17 protein-coding genes and 1 pseudogene are annotated in these 18549 nt (G+C 71.6%); 13 read left to right on the forward strand and 5 right to left on the reverse strand.

The genetic code is table 11. The annotated features are described in order from the left end of the window. The first annotated feature begins 3 nt into the window (after window positions 1-3). The 4 genes from gcvPA to QFZ26_RS14185 are packed head-to-tail and all read left to right on the forward strand — an operon-like array spanning window position 4 to window position 4922. Entirely contained in the window at window positions 4-1464 is a 1461-nt protein-coding gene (gene gcvPA / locus QFZ26_RS14170; RefSeq protein ID WP_307043182.1) for an aminomethyl-transferring glycine dehydrogenase subunit GcvPA, read from the forward strand. Next, window positions 1461-3035 (forward strand): aminomethyl-transferring glycine dehydrogenase subunit GcvPB, encoded by a 1575-nt coding sequence (gene gcvPB / locus QFZ26_RS14175; protein ID WP_307043183.1) that lies wholly within the window; start codon window positions 1461-1463, stop codon window positions 3033-3035. Before gcvPA ends, gcvPB begins: the two co-directional genes overlap by 4 nt. 2 nt (window positions 3036-3037) lie before the next feature. Next, window positions 3038-4174 carry an ATP-NAD kinase family protein gene (locus tag QFZ26_RS14180; protein ID WP_307043185.1) on the forward strand — a complete coding sequence of 379 codons (1137 nt, stop codon included), beginning with the start codon at window positions 3038-3040 and terminating at the stop codon, window positions 4172-4174. Continuing rightward, window positions 4164-4922 (forward strand): SDR family NAD(P)-dependent oxidoreductase, encoded by a 759-nt coding sequence (locus QFZ26_RS14185; protein WP_307043187.1) that lies wholly within the window; start codon window positions 4164-4166, stop codon window positions 4920-4922. The genes QFZ26_RS14180 and QFZ26_RS14185 overlap by 11 nt, the downstream gene beginning before the upstream one ends. A 2-nt stretch (window positions 4923-4924) precedes the next feature. On the opposite strand, the gene QFZ26_RS14190 is transcribed toward QFZ26_RS14185, so the two are convergent. The 4 genes from QFZ26_RS14190 to QFZ26_RS14205 form a co-directional block, all read right to left on the reverse strand. Further along, window positions 4925-5308 (reverse strand): RidA family protein, encoded by a 384-nt coding sequence (locus QFZ26_RS14190; protein WP_307043189.1) that lies wholly within the window; start codon window positions 5306-5308, stop codon window positions 4925-4927. Between the two features lie 65 nt (window positions 5309-5373). Next, window positions 5374-6105, reverse strand: a complete 732-nt coding sequence (locus tag QFZ26_RS14195; RefSeq protein ID WP_307043191.1) for an IclR family transcriptional regulator — start codon at window positions 6103-6105, stop codon at window positions 5374-5376. 1 nt (window position 6106) lies between these two features. Next, window positions 6107-7708, reverse strand: coding sequence for an N-acyl-D-amino-acid deacylase family protein (locus QFZ26_RS14200; protein ID WP_307043193.1), 1602 nt, complete (start codon window positions 7706-7708; stop codon window positions 6107-6109). A gap of 8 nt (window positions 7709-7716) precedes the next feature. After that, window positions 7717-9033 (reverse strand): alanine racemase, encoded by a 1317-nt coding sequence (locus QFZ26_RS14205; protein ID WP_307043195.1) that lies wholly within the window; start codon window positions 9031-9033, stop codon window positions 7717-7719. Between the two features lie 73 nt (window positions 9034-9106). Here QFZ26_RS14205 and QFZ26_RS14210 point away from each other — a divergent pair, with 73 nt between their 5' ends. Then, window positions 9107-10027 (forward strand): sugar kinase, encoded by a 921-nt coding sequence (locus QFZ26_RS14210; protein ID WP_307043197.1) that lies wholly within the window; start codon window positions 9107-9109, stop codon window positions 10025-10027. Further along, entirely contained in the window at window positions 10024-10632 is a 609-nt protein-coding gene (locus tag QFZ26_RS14215; protein WP_307043199.1) for a bifunctional 4-hydroxy-2-oxoglutarate aldolase/2-dehydro-3-deoxy-phosphogluconate aldolase, read from the forward strand. Before QFZ26_RS14210 ends, QFZ26_RS14215 begins: the two co-directional genes overlap by 4 nt. A gap of 4 nt (window positions 10633-10636) precedes the next feature. On the opposite strand, the gene QFZ26_RS14220 is transcribed toward QFZ26_RS14215, so the two are convergent. After that, window positions 10637-11257, reverse strand: a complete 621-nt coding sequence (locus tag QFZ26_RS14220; protein ID WP_307043202.1) for a MerR family transcriptional regulator — start codon at window positions 11255-11257, stop codon at window positions 10637-10639. 82 nt (window positions 11258-11339) lie between these two features. Between QFZ26_RS14220 and QFZ26_RS14225 the strand changes: the two genes are divergently transcribed. From QFZ26_RS14225 to QFZ26_RS14250, 7 genes and pseudogenes are all read left to right on the forward strand, one after another. Then, a complete protein-coding gene (locus QFZ26_RS14225) occupies window positions 11340-11759 on the forward strand; it encodes a hypothetical protein (RefSeq protein WP_307043204.1) in 420 nt (139 codons plus the stop codon). A 102-nt stretch (window positions 11760-11861) separates the two neighbouring features. Beyond that, window positions 11862-12314, forward strand: coding sequence for a VOC family protein (locus QFZ26_RS14230; protein ID WP_307043206.1), 453 nt, complete (start codon window positions 11862-11864; stop codon window positions 12312-12314). Window positions 12315-12366: 52 nt separating this feature from the next. Beyond that, window positions 12367-13845: a malate:quinone oxidoreductase gene (locus QFZ26_RS14235; protein ID WP_307043208.1), complete on the forward strand. Its 1479-nt coding sequence runs from the start codon at window positions 12367-12369 to the stop codon at window positions 13843-13845. A gap of 317 nt (window positions 13846-14162) precedes the next feature. Beyond that, window positions 14163-14795 (forward strand): annotated as a pseudogene (locus QFZ26_RS18940) (ATP-binding cassette domain-containing protein); the annotation flags it as partial. A 600-nt stretch (window positions 14796-15395) separates the two neighbouring features. Further along, the gene (locus QFZ26_RS18945) at window positions 15396-16001 is read left to right on the forward strand and encodes an ATP-binding cassette domain-containing protein (protein WP_444876246.1); all 606 of its coding nucleotides are present in this window, start codon (window positions 15396-15398) and stop codon (window positions 15999-16001) included. Window positions 16002-16089: 88 nt separating this feature from the next. Continuing rightward, window positions 16090-17163, forward strand: coding sequence for an Rv2578c family radical SAM protein (locus QFZ26_RS14245; RefSeq protein ID WP_307043211.1), 1074 nt, complete (start codon window positions 16090-16092; stop codon window positions 17161-17163). A 97-nt stretch (window positions 17164-17260) separates the two neighbouring features. Continuing rightward, entirely contained in the window at window positions 17261-18547 is a 1287-nt protein-coding gene (locus QFZ26_RS14250) for a sensor histidine kinase (protein WP_307043213.1), read from the forward strand. The last annotated feature ends 2 nt before the right edge of the window (window positions 18548-18549 follow it).

Below are 18549 nucleotides of genomic sequence, written 5' to 3' on the forward strand. Positions count from 1 at the left end.
CCAATGACCGATCCCTTCGTCCATCCGTACATCCCGAACACCGCCCCCAAGTCGAAGGCCGCCATGCTGGCCGCCGTGGGCGCGGCATCCGTCGACGAGTTCTACGCCGACGTTCCGGCAGAGCTCCGGCTCGACCGGCCGCTCGACCTGCCGACGCCGTTCACCGCCGAGCAGGACCTCGTGCGCCACGTCGAGGGCCTCCTCGCGAAGAACGTCTCGACCCGGCAGCGGCTGAGCTTCCTCGGTGCCGGCACCTATCACCACTACGTGCCCGCGGTCGTCGACGAGGTCATCAATCGCAGTGAGTTCCTGACCGCGTACGCGGGCGAGCCGTACGAGGACCACGGCCGCTTCCAGGCCCTGTTCCAGTACCAGTCGCTCATGGCGGAGCTCCTCGCCATGGATGTCGTGAACGTGCCGACCTACGACGGCTTCCAGGCCACGGCGACGGCGCTGTCCATGGCGGGCCGGATGTCGGGTCGACGCCGGGTCCTCGTCGCGAGCGACGTGCTGCCGGACAAGCTCTCCAAAGTGCGCGACTTCGTGCGCGTGCTCCTCGACCTCGAGTTCGTCGACACCGTCGACGGAGTCGCGGATGTCACAGGGCTCGCCTCGCGGCTCGCCGAAGACGTGGCGGCGGTGTGGGTCGAGACCCCGAGCCGCACCGGCGCCCTCGAGGCGCGGCTGCAGGAGATCGCGGACGCCGCCCATGATGTCGGCGCCGTGCTCGTGGTCGGCACCGACCCCATCGGCTACGGCGTGCTCACCCCGCCCGCCGAGCAGGGCGCCGACATCGTCTGCGGCGACATCCAGTCGCTCGGACTGCACCAGTGGTTCGGCGGCGCGCACGGCGGCTTCATCGCCGTGCACGACGACCCGCGCTTCATCATGGAGATGCCCTCGCGCCTCTTCGGGCTCGCGACGACCGACGTGCCGGGGGAGTACGGCTTCGGCGACGTCGCCTACGACCGCACCTCCTTCGCGCAGCGCGAGGAGGGCAAGGAGTGGGTCGGCACGGCCGCCGCCCTTTGGGGCATCGCCGCCGGCGTCTACCTCGCGCTCATGGGTCCGCAGGGCATGCGCGACCTCGGCGAGGTGCTGCTCGCCCGCACGCGCTACGCCCAGCGGGCGCTCGCCGAGATCCCGGGCGTTGCGCTCGGCGACCGCGCGGTGCACCTCCGCGAGTTCACGATCGACCTCTCCGGTGCAGGGCTCGGTGCCGCCGACGTCGTCGATGCACTGCGGGCCGAGGGCATCGAACCCGGCGTCCCGGTGGACCAGCACCAGCTGCTCGTCTGCGTCACGGAGATGACCAGCCAGCGCGACATCGACCGCCTGTCCGCCGAGCTCGCAGCCCTCGCGGCACGTACGGGCAACGCCGCCGCCGGGGCATCCGACACCGACCCGACCGACCCCGGCGCGACCACCGTGTCCGCCCCGATCCTCGAGGAGCAGAGCGCATGAGCCTCCCCGTCGCACCCAAGCCCGCCCTCCGGCGCTTCCACCAGGCGAGCTGGGACGAGCCGATCATCTTCGAGCTCTCGACGCCCGGCGAGCGCGGCGTGCTCGTCACCGGCATCGAACCCGGCGTGCGTGACGCCGTCGGCGACGTCGTCTCCGAGCTGCCGGCCGGCCTCCGCAGGCAGGCGCCGCCCGCCCTGCCCGAGATGGGCCAGATGCGCGTGCTGAAGCATTACCTGCGGCTCTCGCAGGAGAACCTCGGCGCCGACCTGAATGTCGACATCGGCCAGGGCACTTGCACGATGAAGTACGCGCCGAAGGTCAACGAGCAGCTCATCCGCACGCCCGGGCTCACGGCCATGCACCCGCTGCAGGACCCGGCCGACGCGCAGGGCGTGCTCGAGATCGTCTGGCAGACCGAGCGCATGCTCGCCGAGATCTCGGGAATGGACGAGGTGTCGCTGCACACGCAGGGCGGCTCCGCCGCGATCTGGTCGAACATCGCGATGATCCGCGCGTTCCACGAGGCGAACGGCGAGGGTGAGCAGCGTCGCGAGGTCATCACGACGATCTTCAGCCACCCCTCGAACGCGGCGGCGGCGAAGGCAGCCGGGTACGACGTCATCACGCTCTACCCCGACGCCGACGGCTACCCCGACCTCGAGGCGCTGAAGCGTGCACTCTCGCCGCGCACCGCGGCGATCATGGTCACGAACCCCGAGGACACCGGCATCTACAACCCCGCCATCAAGGAGTGGGTGGATGCCGCGCACGGGGTCGGTGCGCTCGCCTCCTACGACCAGGCGAACGCCAACGGCATCCTCGGCATCACACGCGCTCGCGACGCCGGCTTCGACGTGTGCCACTTCAACCTGCACAAGACCTTCGGCACGCCGCACGCCTGCGGAGGGCCGGGCGCCGGCGCCAACGGCGTGAGCGCGGCGCTCGCACCGTTCCTGCCCGGCCCGCGGGTCGCGCGTGAGGGCGACCGCTTCGTAGTGCGTGAGGCCGGGGAGCAGTCGATCGGCGCGGTCGCGCCGTTCTTCGGGGTCATCCCGAACATCGTGCGCGCCTACTCGTGGATGATGGCGCTCGGCGCCGAGGGACTCCGCGCCGTCGCGGAGATCGCCGTGCTGAACAACAACTACCTGATGAAGAAGGTGCTGGAGATCCCCGGTGCGTCGGCTCCCTATGCCACGGGCCGTCGCCGCATCGAGCAGGTGCGCTACTCGTGGCAGGACCTCTTCGAGGACACCGGCGTCACCTCTGAGGAGATCGGCATACGGGCATCCGATTTCGGCATGCACTACTGGACGAGCCACCACCCCTACGTCGTGCCGCAGCCGTTCACCCTCGAGCCCACCGAGTCCTACTCGATGGCCGAGCTCGACGAGTACGCGGCCGTGCTCGCCGAGATCGCCCGTGAGGCGCGCGACGACGCCGAGACGGTTCGCACGGCGCCGCATCGGCAGACCGTGCACCACACGCACCACGACGACCTCGACGACCCCGAGCGCTGGGCGATCACGTGGCGTGCGTACCAGCGGAAGTACTTCGGCGACGCCGCCGCCTGAGCATGCTCGGACTCATCGTGAACCCCGTCGCCGGGATCGGCGGTCCCGCGGGCCTCGCCGGCAGCGACGGGGCCGCGGTGCAGGCGCGTGCGGGCGCACGCGGCGCGGCGTCACGAGCGGCTGAGCGGGCACTCATCGCCCTCGGGGTGGTCGCCTCGGCGCATCCCGGCACCCGCGTGCTGACGGTGGCGGGCGCAATGGGAGCGGATGTCGCGCGCGCGGCCGGTCTCGAACCCGTCGTCGTCGCGCAGCCGGGCGAGCCGACGGATGCCGCCGACACCACCGACGCGGCCCGCGCGCTCGCCGACGCCGGCGCGTCGCTCGTGCTCTTCGTCGGCGGCGACGGCACGGCACGGGACGTCGCGGCGGGGCTCGGCTCCGATGCCGCCGCGCTCGGAATCCCCGCCGGCGTGAAGATGTACTCGCCGGTCTTCGCGGTGAGCCCTCGCGCGGCCGGCGGAGTCGCCGCGGCGTGGCTCGCCGAAGGCGGTCTCCCCGTGCACGAGCAAGAGGTGCTCGACGTCGACGAGGAGGCGCTGCGGCACGCGCGGGTCGAACCGCGCCTCTTCGGTACGCTCGCCGTGCCGTTCCGGCCGGGCCGTACTCAGGCGCGCAAGGCGGCGACGCCCGCCGACGAGCACGCCGCGGTTCGTGCAGCCGCGCGGGGCGCGGCATCCGCCATTCGGCCCGGAGTCCGCTACCTGCTCGGCCCGGGCGGCACGATGACCGAGCTCGCTCGCCGGCTCGGCGTGCCGAAGACGCCGCTCGGCGTCGACGTCGTACTCGACGGGCGCCGCGTGATCGCCGGTGCCTCCGAGGCGGAGCTGTTGTCAGAGATCGCCCGCGGCCCCGCCCGAGCCGTCGTGACCGTCATCGGCGGCCAGGGCTTCCTCCTCGGCCGCGGCAACCAGCAGCTGTCGGCGCGGGTGCTTCGCGCGCTCGGCGACGACCCACTGCTCGTCGTCGCTCCCGAGCAGAAGCTCATCGACCTCGGCGGGCGACCCCTGCTCGTCGACACCGGGGACCCCCGGGTCGACGCCGGCCTCGCCGGATTCATCCGCGTGATCACCGGACCCTCGACCACCAGCATCTACCCTGTCAACGCACCGGAACACGAAGGAGAAGGCCATGCGCCTTGAGAACAAGCAGGCAATCGTCACGGGCGGCGCCGGCGGCATCGGCCGGGCCACCTCGCTCGCCCTCGCAGCCGAGGGCGCGGCCGTCGCGGTCGTCGACCTGAACGCCGAGGCTGCCGAGGCGGTCGCCGCCGAGATCCGCGAGGCGGGCGGCATCGCGATCGCCATCGCGGCGGATGTCTCGAGCGAGGTCGACATCGAACGAGTCGTCGGCGCGACCGTCGCCGAGTTCGGCGGCGTGAGCGTCGTCTTCAACAACGCGGGCATCATCCGGCGCACGACCGCGGTCGAGACGACCGTCGAGGAGTGGGACCGGGTGTTCGGCGTGAACGTGCGCTCGATCTTCCTCATGTGCAAGCACGTCGTGCCGATCATGGCGGCAGCCGGTGGCGGTTCGATCGTGAACACCGGCTCGGGCTGGGGCCTGAAGGGCGGCGGCCGTGCGATCTCCTACTGCGCGTCGAAGGGCGCCGTCGTGAACATGACGCGGGCGCTCGCGATCGACCACGGCCGGCAGGGCATCCGGGTGAACTCGGTGAACCCGGGCGACGTGAACACCGGCATGCTCCGTGACGAGGCGCGCCAGCTCTCGCAGGACGCCGACGCGTTCCTCGCCGAGGCCGCCGACCGGCCGTTGCAGCGCATGGGCGAGCCGCGCGAGATCGCCGCGGCCGTCGTGTGGCTCGCGAGCGACGAGTCGAGCTACGTCACGGGCTCCGCCCTCGTCGTCGACGGCGGCGGCATCGCCTGAGCTCAGTCCTGCGGGATCGCCGCGACCACGTCGATCTCGACGAGGATGTCGGCGAGGCGCGAGCCGACCGTCGTCCGCACGGGGTACGGCTCGGTGAAGAACTCCGCGTAGGCCACGTTGTACTCGGCGAAGTCGGCAAGATCCTCGAGGTGTGCGGTGACCTTCACCACGTCGTCGAAGGTGAGCCCGTACTCGGCGAGCACGGCGCCGACGTTGCGCAGCACCTGGCGGGTCTGCTCGGCCGCACCGCCCTCGACGACGAGCCCCGTCGCCGGATCCTGCGGGCCGAACCCCGCGGTGTACAGGAATCCGTTCGCAACGACGCCGTGGCTGTACGGCCCGGCCGGCTTCGGCGCGTTCGAGAGGGTGACGGCGGTCTTGGACATGGTTCCTCCTGTTGTGGTGTGGGTGGGGCGACGGATGCCGCGGCCGCGGGCGCCGGGGCATCCGCTCAGCTGATCTCGCGGGCGATGGCATCTGCCGCCTCCCGCAGGGCGGGCAGGTGCGCTTTGAGTCGGTCGAGGTCGGCGACCATGCGGATCGCCGTGACCGAGATCGCGCCGACGGTGCCCATGGGCGTGCGGATCGGCACCGCGACGCAGTTGACGAACGGCTCGAACTCGCGGTCGTCGGTGGCGTAGCCGCGTGAGGCGGTGAGCGCGAGCTCGTGGTCGAGGCGCTCGCGGCTGGTGATGGTGTGGTCGGTGTAGCGCTCCCACGTGACGCCCGCGAGCACGGCGTCACGGGCGGCGGGGCCGAGCCCGGCGAGGATCGCCTTGCCGACCCCCGAGCAGTAGGGGATCACCGCCCGGCCGATGCGCGAGTACATGCGCACGCCCGATTCGTCTTCGGCCTTGTCGACGTAGACGATCGAGCGGTCCATGAGGGCGGCGAGGTGCACGGTGTTGCCGGTGCGCCGCTGCAGGCGCCGCACATGCTCGGCGCCGGCTTCGCGCAGGTCGAGCGAGTCGAGCGCCTCCTTCGAGAGCGCGGCGAGCCGGCTGCCCAGGGTGTAGCGGCCGGAGCCGCGCCGGCGCACCCAGCCCACCTCCTCGAGCGCCTGCAGTTCGCGGAACATGGTCGAACGGTGCAGCCCGAAGGTCTCGGCGAGCTCGGCGACGGTTCGGGGGTCGGCGGCGATCGCGTCGATGATGCGGGCGGCTCGCTTCACGCTCTGCGACATGTCAGGCCCCCTCGGTGGTGCGGTCGGTGCGGCGGATGCCCCGTCCCGGCGTCGCGCCGGTGAGGGCGCCGGCCGCCAACACGGGCACGCCCGCGACGAACACGTCGTCGATGCCCTCGGCGAGGGCGAGCGGATGCTCGTAGGTCGCCGTATCCCGCACGGAGCCGGGGTCGACGAGCGCGAGATCGGCGATCCACCCTGTGTGCACGCGCCCGCGCCGGCCGAGTCCGAAGCGGTCGGCGGCACGCGTGGAGACGAGCGCCGCGGCATCCGCCCAGCTCAGCGCGGCCCGGTCGACGACGAGCGATCGGAGGTAGCGCGCGAAGGTGCCGCGCGCCCGCGGGTGCGGATGGGCGCCGACGAAGATGCCGTCGGAGCCGCCGATCGCGGCGGGGTGGGTGAGGATCGACGCGAGCTCCGCGTCGCCGCGCTCGTGCGGCACCGCCATCACGACGTTGACCTCGAGCCGCGAGGCCAGGAGCAGGTCGAGGGTGAATCGCGCGGCGTCGGTGCCGGCCCGATCGGATGCCGCGGCGATCGTCATCCCGTGCGCCCACGCGTAGTCGGGCGCGGCCACGTGCGCCAGCGTGATCATCGACGGCCACTCCGGTCCGAGGCTCGCGTACCGTGCGATCGCGGGGAACCACTCGGTGCGGAGCCGCTCGCGCTGGTCGGGGTCGGCGAGCACGGCGAGCACCTCGTGGAGCGGGCGCACGGTGAGCTCGGCCGGGAGGATGGGCATCGCGAGGATCGAGCAGCCCCGGGTGTACGGATACGCGTCGAAGCTCGCATCGACCCCCGCCGCGACCAGCTCGCCGAGCAGCGCATGCACGATCGAGGGTTCCGCGTGGAAGTGCGACACGTGCACTCGCACGCCCGCGTGCCGGGCGATCGCCGCGATCTCGGCGATGCCGGCGGCCGAGTTCGCCTCGTAGCCGCCCCGCATGTGGGAGACGTAGACGCCGCCGACCCCGGCGACCGGAGCGGCGATGGCCGCGAGTTCCGCGGTCGTGGCGAAGGCGCCGGGCACGTAGTCGAGGCCCGTCGAGAGGCCGAGGGCGCCATCATCGAGCCCGTCGGCCACGAGTGCCGTCATGCGCTCGAGTTCGGCCGCGGACGCGGCATCCGTCGACCGCCCGCACACGAGCCGGCGCACCGTGCCTGCGGGCACCAGCATGGACGCGTTCACCGGGGTCACGCCGTCGTAGCCGGCCAGCAGCGCGCCGATGCCGCCGCCACGGTACGACGGGTGCGGCCCGTTGATCGCGGCGAAGTACTCGCTCGCGTAACCGCCGTCGCCGGGCGCGTACGAGACGCCGTCCTGACCGCCGATCACGGTCGTCACGCCCTGCCGCAGCAGGGCCAGTTGCACGTCGGGGTCGAAGAGCCGCCCGTCGGCGTGCGCGTGCGCGTCGACGAATCCCGGCATCAGCAGGCGGCCGCGGCCGTCGAGCACGGTGTCGCCGGGCTCGCGAGGGCGGTCGGCGCCACCGGTCGCCGGCCGGATCTCGGCGATCGTGTCGCCCTCGATGCGCACGTCGACGGCATCGGGCGGCGAACCGTCGCCGTCGGCGACGAGCACGTTCGTGATGAGGTGGGCCACCGTCGCTCCTAGAAGAACGTGCGCACGAGGCCGACGACGAGGTCGGAGCCGGCGTGCTCGACCACGGGGATGAAGCGCCACTTGTCGAACGCGGTGCACGGATGCGAGAGGCCGAGCGACACGACGTCGCCGACGGCCACCGGCAGCGCGGCATCCGATCGCAGGTAGGCGTGCTGGTCGTTGAGTGCGGTGACGGATGCCCCGACGAGCGGTCGCCCCGCCGTGCCGAGCTCGGGGGCGACGGTGAGCGGAACGGGCAGCCCCTCGTCGAACGGGAAGTCGCGCTTGCCGCCGTCGAGGAGGGCGAGGCCGGGCTCGGGATGCGAGGCGACGCGCGCATAGCCTCGCATCGCGGGACGCAGCGGACGCTCGACGCCGGTGGCCGCATCGAGCGGCGAGATGCCGCGGTAGAAGCCGTGGTCGTGGAGGAGGGACGCCCCGGAGCGGAGGATCCAGCGGGTCGCGTTCCCGTCGTCGCCCGCTGCGTCGCGATCGTCTGAGGTCGCGGTCGCGGAAGCGAACACCTCGGCCACGACATCGAGGTAGGCGCTGCCGCCCGCGCTCACGACGGGGGCGCCGTCGATGAGCGGGCGCACGGCGGCGGCGAGTTCGACGAGCTCCGTGAGGTAGCCCCGTACCACGTCGAGTGCGGCGGGGGAGCGGTCGTGGCCGAGGCTGCCCTCGTAGCCGGCGACGCCCGCGAGGCGCAGCACGGGCGAGGCGGCGATGCGTCGTGCCACCGCGAGGGCCGTGTCGACCCCGCGGGCGCCGGTGCGGCCTCCGGCGGCCCCGAGGTCGACGAGCACGTCGATCGGGCGCGCGAGCGAGAACCCGGCGAGCCCGCGCTCCATGGCATCGACGGTCGCCTCCGAATCGGCCCAGCACGAGAACGCGAAGCCCGCATCGGCGAGCTCGTCGGCGATGAAGTGCAGTCCAGCCGGTGCCACGAGCGTGTTCGCGAGCATGATCGACGTGATGCCGAACGCCCGGGCGGTGCGCACTTGGCCCGGCGTCGCGAGCGTGATGCCGGTGGCGCCCGTGTCGAGCTGCAGTCGCCACAGCTCGGGGGCCATCGTGGTCTTGCCGTGCGGCATCAGCTCGAGGCCGTGCTGCGTCGCGAAGCCCTGGATCACCTCGGCGTTCGCGTGCATCGCCGACGCGTCGAGGACGAGGACCGGGGTCCAGAACTCGCCGAGGCGCGGGCGGGTGTCGAGGAACTCGGCGACGGTGAGGCCCGCCGCGCGGCTGGGGAGTCCTTTGTCGCTCGGCGCGAGGCGCTCGTCGGCGAGGCCGGCGATCGGGTCGGCCACGTGCGCTCGGGACATCCGCTCTCCTCCTGATGTTGCAGCTGCTGCAACGCGCTTGCACCGCAGCTGCACACACGACAGCATAGAGCCCGTGCCGGCCCCCCCGCTTCCCGATGTCGTCGCCATCGGCGAGACCATGGTGCTCGTGGCGCCCGCGCTCGCCGAGCCGCTCGAACTCGCCACCGGGTTCCATCTCGATCCGGGCGGCGCTGAGGCGAATGTCGCCTCGCACCTCGCGGCACTCGGCCGGCCCGCCGCCTGGGCCGGAGTCGTCGGTGACGACGCGCTCGGCCGCCGTCTCGTGCGGCAACTCGGCGAACGCGGCGTCGACACCCGCTGGGTCGGCACCCGGGCGGATGCCCCGACCGGCGTCTACTTCAAGGACCCCGGCAACGGCGTGCGCTACTACCGCTCCGGGTCGGCGGCGTCGCGTATGGACGCGTCGTTCCTCGGCGGCCTCCCCATCGGCACGGCGCGCGTCGTGCATCTCAGCGGCATCACGCCCGCCCTGTCGGACAGCTGCGACGCCCTCGCGGAGGCCGTCGTCGAGCGCGCAGCCGGGGACTCCGCGCTCGTGAGCTTCGACGTGAACCATCGCCCGGCACTCTGGGCAGCGGATGCCGCGCCTGAACGCCTGCGCTCCCTCGCGGCTCGCGCCGACCTCGTGTTCGTGGGACTCGACGAGGCCGCGGCGCTGTGGGGCACCGAATCCGCCGCCGCCGTGCGGGCGCTGCTCCCGCAGCCGCGACTGCTCGTCGTGAAGGACGCCGCGGCGCTCGCCACCGAGTTCTCCGAGGCCGGGGTGACGGAGGTGCCCGCGTTCGAGGTCGAGGTCGTCGAGCCCGTGGGGGCCGGCGACGCGTTCGCCGCAGGCTACCTCGACGCCCTGCTCGCGAACGCGTCGCCGCTCGAACGCGTCGCCGCCGGGCACTCCCGTGCCGTCACGGTGCTCGGCGACACCGCCGACTTCCCGCGTGCCCACTCCACCACCACCCCGAGGAGCGATCGATGACCATCGGCAACACCGAGTTCGACGAGCTGTTCGCCGGTCCGCCGATCATGGCGATCTTCCGGGGCATGGGCGTGGAACGCAGCCTCGACCTCGCCCGGTCGGCGTGGGGCCTCGGCATCGACCTCGTCGAGCTGCCGATCCAGACTCCGGTCGACGTCGAGGCGCTCACCGTCGTCGCGTCGGCAGCACGCGAGGCCGGTCGCCGCGTCGGCGCCGGCACGGTGGTCACCCCCCGGCAGGTCGAGATCGCCGCTGAGGCCGGCGCGACCTTCACCGTCAGCCCGGGCTTCGACGCCGAGATCGCGCGCATCTCGGCCGAAGCCGGCCTTCCTCCGCTGCCCGGTGTCGCGACGGCGAGCGAGGTGCAGGCCGCGATGCGGTTCGGGCTCACCTGGCTGAAGGCCTTCCCCGCGTCGGCGCTCGGGACCGCCTGGTTCCGGGCGATGTCGGGCCCCTTCCCCGACGCGCGGTTCGTCGCGACCGGCGGCATGGATGCCGACAACGCCGGCGCGTTCCTCGAGGCGGGCGTGCGCGTGGTCGCGGTCGGCTCGGCGCTCGAGGACCCGGCGCAGCTGCCGCGGCTCGCGGAGTTGCTCGCCTCCTGACGCTTCAGTCGCCGTCGCGCAGGCGGCGCACGGCCGCGTCCTGGTGGGCGAGACGCCGCAGGGCGAGGAGCACCGGTTCGTAGAGCGCCGTGCCGAGCACGGTGTACTCGACCGCGGCGTGCGGCTCCTGGGGCATCCGTTCGAGGTCGTAGTCGGCGATCTCGGTGAGCGCGCGACCGTAGTGGGCGAGGCGTTCGGGGGTGATCGGCATGCCTGCGGCCTCCGCGGCGGCGAGCGCGCCCTCGAGTTGGCCGACGGCGGCGAAGTCGGGATCGTAGACCTGGCCGAGGGCGTCGAGTGCGGCCCGAGCACGGGGATAGGGGTCGGCGTCATCGCGGGGCGGCGCCGCTGCGGGCGGGAGGGCGCTGACGGCACGGCCGAGCGTCGCGTAGAGGTCATCGCCCGGGTCGTCGACGAGCTCGAGCACCGCGCGAGCCTGCTGCACGCTGAGGCCGACGGAGCCGGTCAGCGCCCGCACGAGTCGAAGCCGCCGCAGGTGACCGTCGTCGTAGTTCGCCTGGGTCGCCGACGTGGCCACCCCGGGATGCAGCAGCCCCTCCCGCAGGTAGAACTTGACGGTCGCGACCGGGAGACCCGCCGCCTCGGCGAGGGCGGACATGCGCATGCCGACTCCTTGCATTGGATAGTTCCACTCTCTAGTATTGGAGAGTATTACTATCCAATCACATGACCCGGAAGGATCGCTCATGCCGTCCGCCGAGAATCTCATCCTCATCGGCATCCTCCTGCTCGCGCTCGTCACCGTCGAGAGCGGGGGCTACTTCCTCACCCGCGTCGTGCGTGGCAAGGTGCCGGCCAACCGCCTCCAGCAGAACTTCTTCCGCGCGGGTCACGCCCACGCCGCCGTGCTGCTCGTGCTCTCGATCGCGATCCTCGCGGTCATCTCGCACGCGGCGCTCGACGGGTTCTGGCTCTGGCTCGCCCGAGTCGGGGTGCCCATCGCCGCCATCCTCATGCCGGCGGGGTTCTTCCTCTCCGTGATCGGCCGGGATCCCGAGCGGCCGAATCGGCTCATCGTGCTGCTCTGGGCGGGTGTCGCCGTTCTCACCGCCGCGCTCATCACGGGCGGCATCGGCCTGATCGCCGGCGGCATCGCGGCGCTCTGAGCGGGCGGGTGCTGCGGCGCGCGTCGACTGGCTCCTGTCCACTTGCATACGGCAGCGCCGCAGCGCGTGACGCCGCCCGGACGGGAGGCGTACGCTCGCTCCATGGCGATCCCGCAGCGATTCTCACTGGTCACGCTCGGCGTCTCCGACGTCGACACCGCCACCGCGTTCTACCGCAAGCTCGGATGGCACGAGGCGCCGTCCTCAGTCCCGGGCGAGGTCGCGTTCTTCGCGACGCCCGGCGGCGTGCTCGCCCTCTGGGAGACCGCCGAGCTGGCGAAGGATGCCGCGTTGCCGACCATGCACGCGAACGCTCCCGCGTTCCGCGCCGTCGCGCTCGCCATCAACCTCGCCTCCCGCGAGGAGGTCGACGACGCAGTCGGCGACTGGGTGCTCGCGGGCGGCTCGATCTCCAAGGCCGCGGCCGAGACCGAGTGGGGTGGCTACAGCGGGTACGTCGCCGACCCCGACGGCAACCTCTGGGAACTCGCGCACAACCCCGGGTGGCCGCTCGACGACCGCGGGCTCCCGCAACTTCCGGGCGCCGCCGGCTGAGACGAAGCTGCCCGGTCAGAGGCACCTTCCCACGCCACCTAGACTGGAATCCGTGAATTCAGAGGAATCCGTCGACGTCGTGCTGATCGGCGGGGGCATCATGAGCGCCACGCTCGGCTCCCTGATCTCCCAACTGCAGCCCGACTGGTCGATCCGCGTCTACGAGCGCCTCGGCGAGGTCGCGCAGGAGTCGTCGAACGCGTGGAACAACGCGGGCACCGGTCACGCGGCGCTCTGCGAGCTCAACTACATGCCCGAGAACCCCGACGGCACGGTGAGCGCAGCCAAGGCCGTCGCCATCAACGAGCAGTTCCAGGTGAGCCGGCAGTACTGGGCGTACCTTGTCTCGATCGGCGCGCTGCCCGAGCCGCACAATTTCATCAACTCGACGCCGCACATGACGTTCGTCAAGGGCCAGGCGAACATCGACTACCTGAAGAAGCGAGTCGAGGCGCTGCGGAACGAACCGCTGTTCCCCGACATGGAATACACCGAAGACCTCGATCGCATCGCCGAGTGGACCCCGCTCCTCGTGAAGAAGCGCAACCCGAAGCAGAAGGTCGCCGCGACCCGCGTCGCGTCAGGCACCGATGTGGACTTCGGGGCCCTCACGACCTATCTCCTCCGCGACCTCGAGCGTCGTGGCGCCTCGGTGCTCACGAACCACCAGGTCACGTGGTTGAAGCGTCGCAAAGACGGCACCTGGAAGCTTCGCGTGCGCCATCTCGTCGGCAACATGCCCGAGACCGTGAACGCCCGGTTCGTGTTCGTCGGCGCCGGTGGCGGTGCCCTCGCCCTGCTCCAGCACTCCGGCATCCCCGAGATCAAGGGCTTCGGCGGCTTCCCGATCTCCGGCCAGTTCTTCCGAACAACGAATCCGAAGCTCGTCGCCCTGCACCAGGCCAAGGTCTACGGCAAGGCCGCGGTCGGTGCGCCCCCGATGTCGGTGCCGCACCTCGACACCCGCGTCGTCGACGGCGAGACTGCGCTGCTCTTCGGCCCGTTCGCCGGGTTCACGCCCAAGTTCCTGAAGACGAGCACGTGGTTCGACCTGCCGTTCTCGGTGCGCCTGCACAACCTCGGCCCGATGCTGCAGGTCGCGTTCAAGAACTTCGACCTCGTCAAGTACCTCGTCTCGGAATTGCTCGCCTCGCGCGCCAAGAAGCTGGCCGCCCTCCGAGAGTTCATGCCCACCGCGAAAGACCGCGACTGGGAGCTCATCACGGCCGGACAGCGCGTGCAGGTCATGAAGAGAGATCCGGAGAAGGGCGGTGTCCTGCAGTTCGGCACCGAGATCATCACCGGCGCCGACGGCACGATCGCCGGGCTCCTCGGTGCGTCACCGGGCGCATCGACCGCAGCGCCGATCATGCTCGACGTGCTCGCCCGATGCTTCCCCGATCGCATCGCCGCGTGGGAGCCGAAGCTCCGCGAGATGATCCCGAGCTACGGTCGACAACTGTCGGCCGAGCCGGCCGCTGCCGAAGCCGCACTCGCCGAGACCGCGAAGGTCCTCGAGCTCACCGCCTGAGTCCGACACCTCGCCGGCTTCCATTCGCGCGAAAGCTCTGCTAGCGTCGTTCCCGCTATGAAGTGAGTACACCCCATCGTCCCGCGCCTGAGGCGCCGTAGACACCGGGTGTACCCACGGTTCTGATCACACACCGTGCTGATCGCGAGAGCGGTCGCGTGCACCCATCCACGGCAATGCCCGGCGGGATCCACACTCCGCTCCCGGGTCGTCGTCTTGCCGCTGTCGCGGCGCCGGCTCCGCACGGTGCACCGCTCGTCGTCGTCGCTGCGACGGCGCTCGCCGGCGACCCGGGGCATTCGCGAAAGGCGGCCACCATGGCTGTACGCGTCTCTCCATCCCACTACCTTCGCGCCGACGGGCTCTCGGTCTCCTACCCCGACCGGCGCATCTTCACCGACCTCGACTTCACCGTCGCCCCGGGCCAGCGCCTCGGGCTGATCGGCGAGAACGGAGCGGGCAAGTCCACCCTGCTGCGCCTGCTCGCGAGTGGCGGCGGAAGCGACCGAGCGGATCCCGCGACCGCGAGCTCAGCGGATGCCGCGACCGCCGTGGCATCCGACGATGCCACGACCGACGGGCGCATCAGCCGCCCGCGGCGAACGGCGCTGCTCGCACAGGAGCTGCCGTTCCAGCCCGACGACCGCATCGACGAAGTGCTCGAGGCCGCACTCGCCGAGGTGCGCGCGATCGAACGCGAGCTCGACGTTGCCGCCTCGGCCCTCGGCGACGGCGCGGAGGCATCCGCTTCCCGCTATTCGGCGGCGCTCGACGCCGCGGAGCGTGCGGCCATCTGGTCGGCCACGTCGCGCCGCGACGAGCTGCTCGAGGGCCTCGGCGTTGCGGGGCTCGGTCTCGACCGGCGCATCGGCGAGCTCTCGGGCGGCCAGCGCAGCAGGTTCGCGCTCGCGGCGCTGCTGCTGAGCTCGCCCGACGCGTTGCTCCTCGACGAGCCCACGAACCATCTCGACGACGACGCGGCGGCGTTCCTCGAGGCGCGCCTGCGCGCCTGGAGCGGTCCGGTGGTGTTCGCGAGCCACGATCGCGAGTTCCTCGATCGAGTCGCCACGTCGCTCCTCGACCTCGACCCCGGCCGGGCAGGCGCCCTCGCGCTGAGCGGCGCAGACGCACGTTCGAGCGCAGGCGCTTCAAGGGACGAGCTGCTCGCCGCCGCGGGCGGTACGGTCTTCGGCGGCACGTTCTCGGAGTTCCTCACGGTGAAGGCCGAGGAGCGGCAACGCTGGCAGCGCCAATACGACGACGAGCAGGAGGAGTTGAAGCGGCTTCGCGTCGGCGCGGCCGAGACGGCTCGCAACGTCTCGCACGGACGAGCGGCGACCGACAACGACAAGTTCCTGAAGCACTTCAAGCGCGGCAACGTCGAGCAGGCCGTCTCGCGGCGGGTGCGCAACGCGGAGCTGCGGCTCGCAACTCTCGAGCGCGAGCAGGTGCGACGGCCGCCAGCGCCGCTCGAGTTCGCCGGCATCCCATCGGGTTCGCAGGCGCTCGAGGAGGCGTCCGGCCTGCTGCTCCAGTTGTCGGATGTCGCGGTGGGCTCACGGCTCGCCCTCGACGCGTTCGCCGTCGCCCCACTGACGCGGTTGCTCGTCACCGGAGCGAACGGTGCCGGCAAGTCGACGCTCCTCGGCGTGCTCGCGGGCACGCTGCCCGTCGATCGCGGCACCGTGCACCGGCGCAAGGGGCTGCGCGTGCAGCTCCTCGAGCAGGACGTGCGCTTCGCCGATCCGGATGCCTCGCCCCGCCGCCTCTACGAGCGGGTACTCGGGGAGCGGCGGGCCGAGCAGGTGCCGCTCGCGAGCCTCGGGCTCGTCGCCCCGCGCGATGAGTCGAAGCCGCTCGCGGCCCTGTCGGTCGGACAGCAGCGGCGACTCGCGCTCGCCCTCGTGATCGCTCGGCCACCGCACGTGTTCCTGCTCGACGAGCCGACGAACCACCTCTCGCTCGGCCTCGCCACCGACCTCGAGGCCGCGCTCGGCACCTATCCGGGTGCGGTGGTCATCGCGAGCCACGATCGGTGGCTGCGCCGGCGCTGGGCGGGGGAGCGGCTCGAGCTCGACGCCGGGCGCGTCGCGCTCGCGCCCGAGCCGGTGTTCGCTGGGCCCGCGCGCGAGCGCTCGACCGCGCTCCGCGACTGAGCCGGAGAACTGCGTAAGCGGATGCCCCGGTGCACGGCGCGCCGGGGCATCCGCTTGACCCGCATTCGAATGTATGTTCGAATGAGGCATGCGGTGGAGCGGGCAGGAACTGGGCGTCGAGCAGAACGACGCCCTCCCGGGTCTCGCGAAGCTGAACAATCTGGTGCGCTCCGTGCAGACGCCCGAGTTCGCCGGCGTCACCTTCCACGAGATCCTCGCGAAGTCCGCCCTCAATCGCGTGCCAGGCCAGTCGATGATGCCCTTCGGCTGGACCATCAACCCATACCGGGGCTGCACCCATGCCTGCACGTACTGCTTCGCCCGGCCGACGCACACCTATCTCGACCTCGACGCGGGCGACGACTTCGACCGGCAGATCATCGTCAAGGTCAACGTCGCCGAGGTGCTGCAGAAAGAGCTCGCCAAGCCGTCGTGGCGTCGCGATCCTGTGGCGCTCGGCACGAACACCGATCCCTATCAGCGAGCAGAGGGGCGCTATTCACTGATGCCCGGCATCATCGGCGCCCTCGCCGACAGCGGCACGCCGTTCAGCATCCTCACCAAGGGCACCCTGTTGCGGCGCGACCTGCCACTGATCGTCGAGGCGTCACGACACGTGCACGTCGACCTCGCCATGTCGATCGCGATCTACGACCACGAGCTGCAGCAATCGGTCGAACCGGGCACCCCCAGCGCGAAGGCGCGACTCGCGACGGTCACCGCGGTGCGCGAGGCGGGGCTCGACTGCGCGGTCTTCCTGATGCCGATCCTGCCCTACCTCACCGATACGAGAGCGCATCTCGACGAGGCGCTCCGGCAGGCGAAGGCGGCTGGAGCCACGAGCGTGCTGTACACGGCCCTGCACCTGCGCGGGGGAGTGAAGCCGTGGTTCATGCAGTGGCTCGAGCACGCCCACCCCGAGCTCGTTCCCAAGTACCGCTCGATGTATTACGGAACGAACGCCTACGCGCCGAAGGCGTATCGTCGTTGGCTCGCCGAGCGCATCCGGCCGCTCATCGCGGCGCACGGCCTCGAGCGAGCGCGCGAAGACCCGGTCACCGGCGGAATCCGATCGGCAGCGCTCGCAGGCACGCCAGCGCGCCGCGACGGTGAGCTCCCGCAGCTGTTCGGAGCACCGCCCGACCCGGGCGCACTCTTCTAGCGGCGCTGCTGCGCTGAGACCGCGCGAACTGCGATAATCCGCAGAAGCCCGGCGCAACGTTGCGTGCGGCCGAGCACACGCGAGCGGGAGGAGCACGATGACCCTGGGGTTGCCGGGCCACCTCGCGCGGGAGTCGCTGAGCCGTGCCCTTGCGACCGCTGGTCATGCCGCAGCGTTCGCCTGCCTCGCCGTCCTGTTGGCCGTCGGCGTCATCATGGCCGTCTTCGGCGGCGATCCCGACGCATGGACCGGCTCGGCGCTCGTCGTGCTGATGGGCGTGCTGCTCGGGTTTGTCGCGCGATTCCCCACGGTCACCCCCACCGTGGTCTACCTGGTGGTCGGCACCGGCATCGTCTTCGCCCTCACCGTGCTCATCATGGGGCCCGAGTCGCGGTTGGAGACCTCCAACAACGCGCTGCTCGCCCTGCCGCGCATCGCGCTGCTCCTCGTCGGCGGCGCCGGGAGCGGTTCGGTGATCGCGATCACCTGGGGAGCGCTCGGCTACGGGCTCGGCGAGGCAGCGGCGTTCCTCGGCGCCACGCTCGCCGGTGCTGTGTGGAGTCCGAACCTCGCGGCGGCGACGGCGTTCGGCATTCTCGTCCTGGTGCGCGCCTTCGATGGCCTGAGCAGGCGCTCGGACTCGCGGCAGCAGACCGGCCTGCACCGGGCGAGCCAGCAGACCAGGGAGCTCGCGATCCGGCACGATTACGAGTTGCGCGCAACGGCGAGGCTGCACGACACGGCCCTCAGCCACCTCGTGGCAATCGCTGCGGCCGGATCAGGGCCGGTCGACGAACGGCTTCGAGTCGGCATCCGTCAAGATCTCGGGCTCATCGTGGGTCGCGACTGGGCGATCGACCATGCCGTCGGCCCCGCGAGCGCCGACGTTGCCGAGCGCCTCAGCGCGGAGGCCGATTCCAGAAAGCTCGACACGGGTTCGATGCGGAGCGCGTGGCTTCGACGTCGCCAGGCGCAGGCGACGTCCCTCGACGACACGACGCCCATCCTGACGTATGCCTTCACGGCCGCCGCCAACGCCGGGCTGAAGGTCCGCGTGACGGGCGACTCCGCCGTACTGGGCGTCTTGGGCGCTCGGCGTGCTGCGGCACTCGATGCCGCCGTCGCCCAATGCCTCATCAATGTCGCCAGGCACGCCGGAGTCGACGAGGCGGAGCTCGCCCTCGGCTACGGCGCCGGCGAGGTCACCGTCGCCGTGATGGACAGCGGAAGTGGATTCGACGAGCGTGAGGTTCCGCCCGATCGCATCGGCCTGCGCACCTCGATCCGTGCGCGCATCGAGCAGGAGCAGGGAACGGTGCGGCTCTGGTCAACGAAGGGCATCGGCACGACCGTCGTGCTCACCGTGCCGGAGGGCGGCGAATGAGC

The sequence above is a fragment of the Agromyces ramosus genome, assembly GCF_030817175.1.
Taxonomy (GTDB): domain Bacteria; phylum Actinomycetota; class Actinomycetes; order Actinomycetales; family Microbacteriaceae; genus Agromyces; species Agromyces ramosus_A.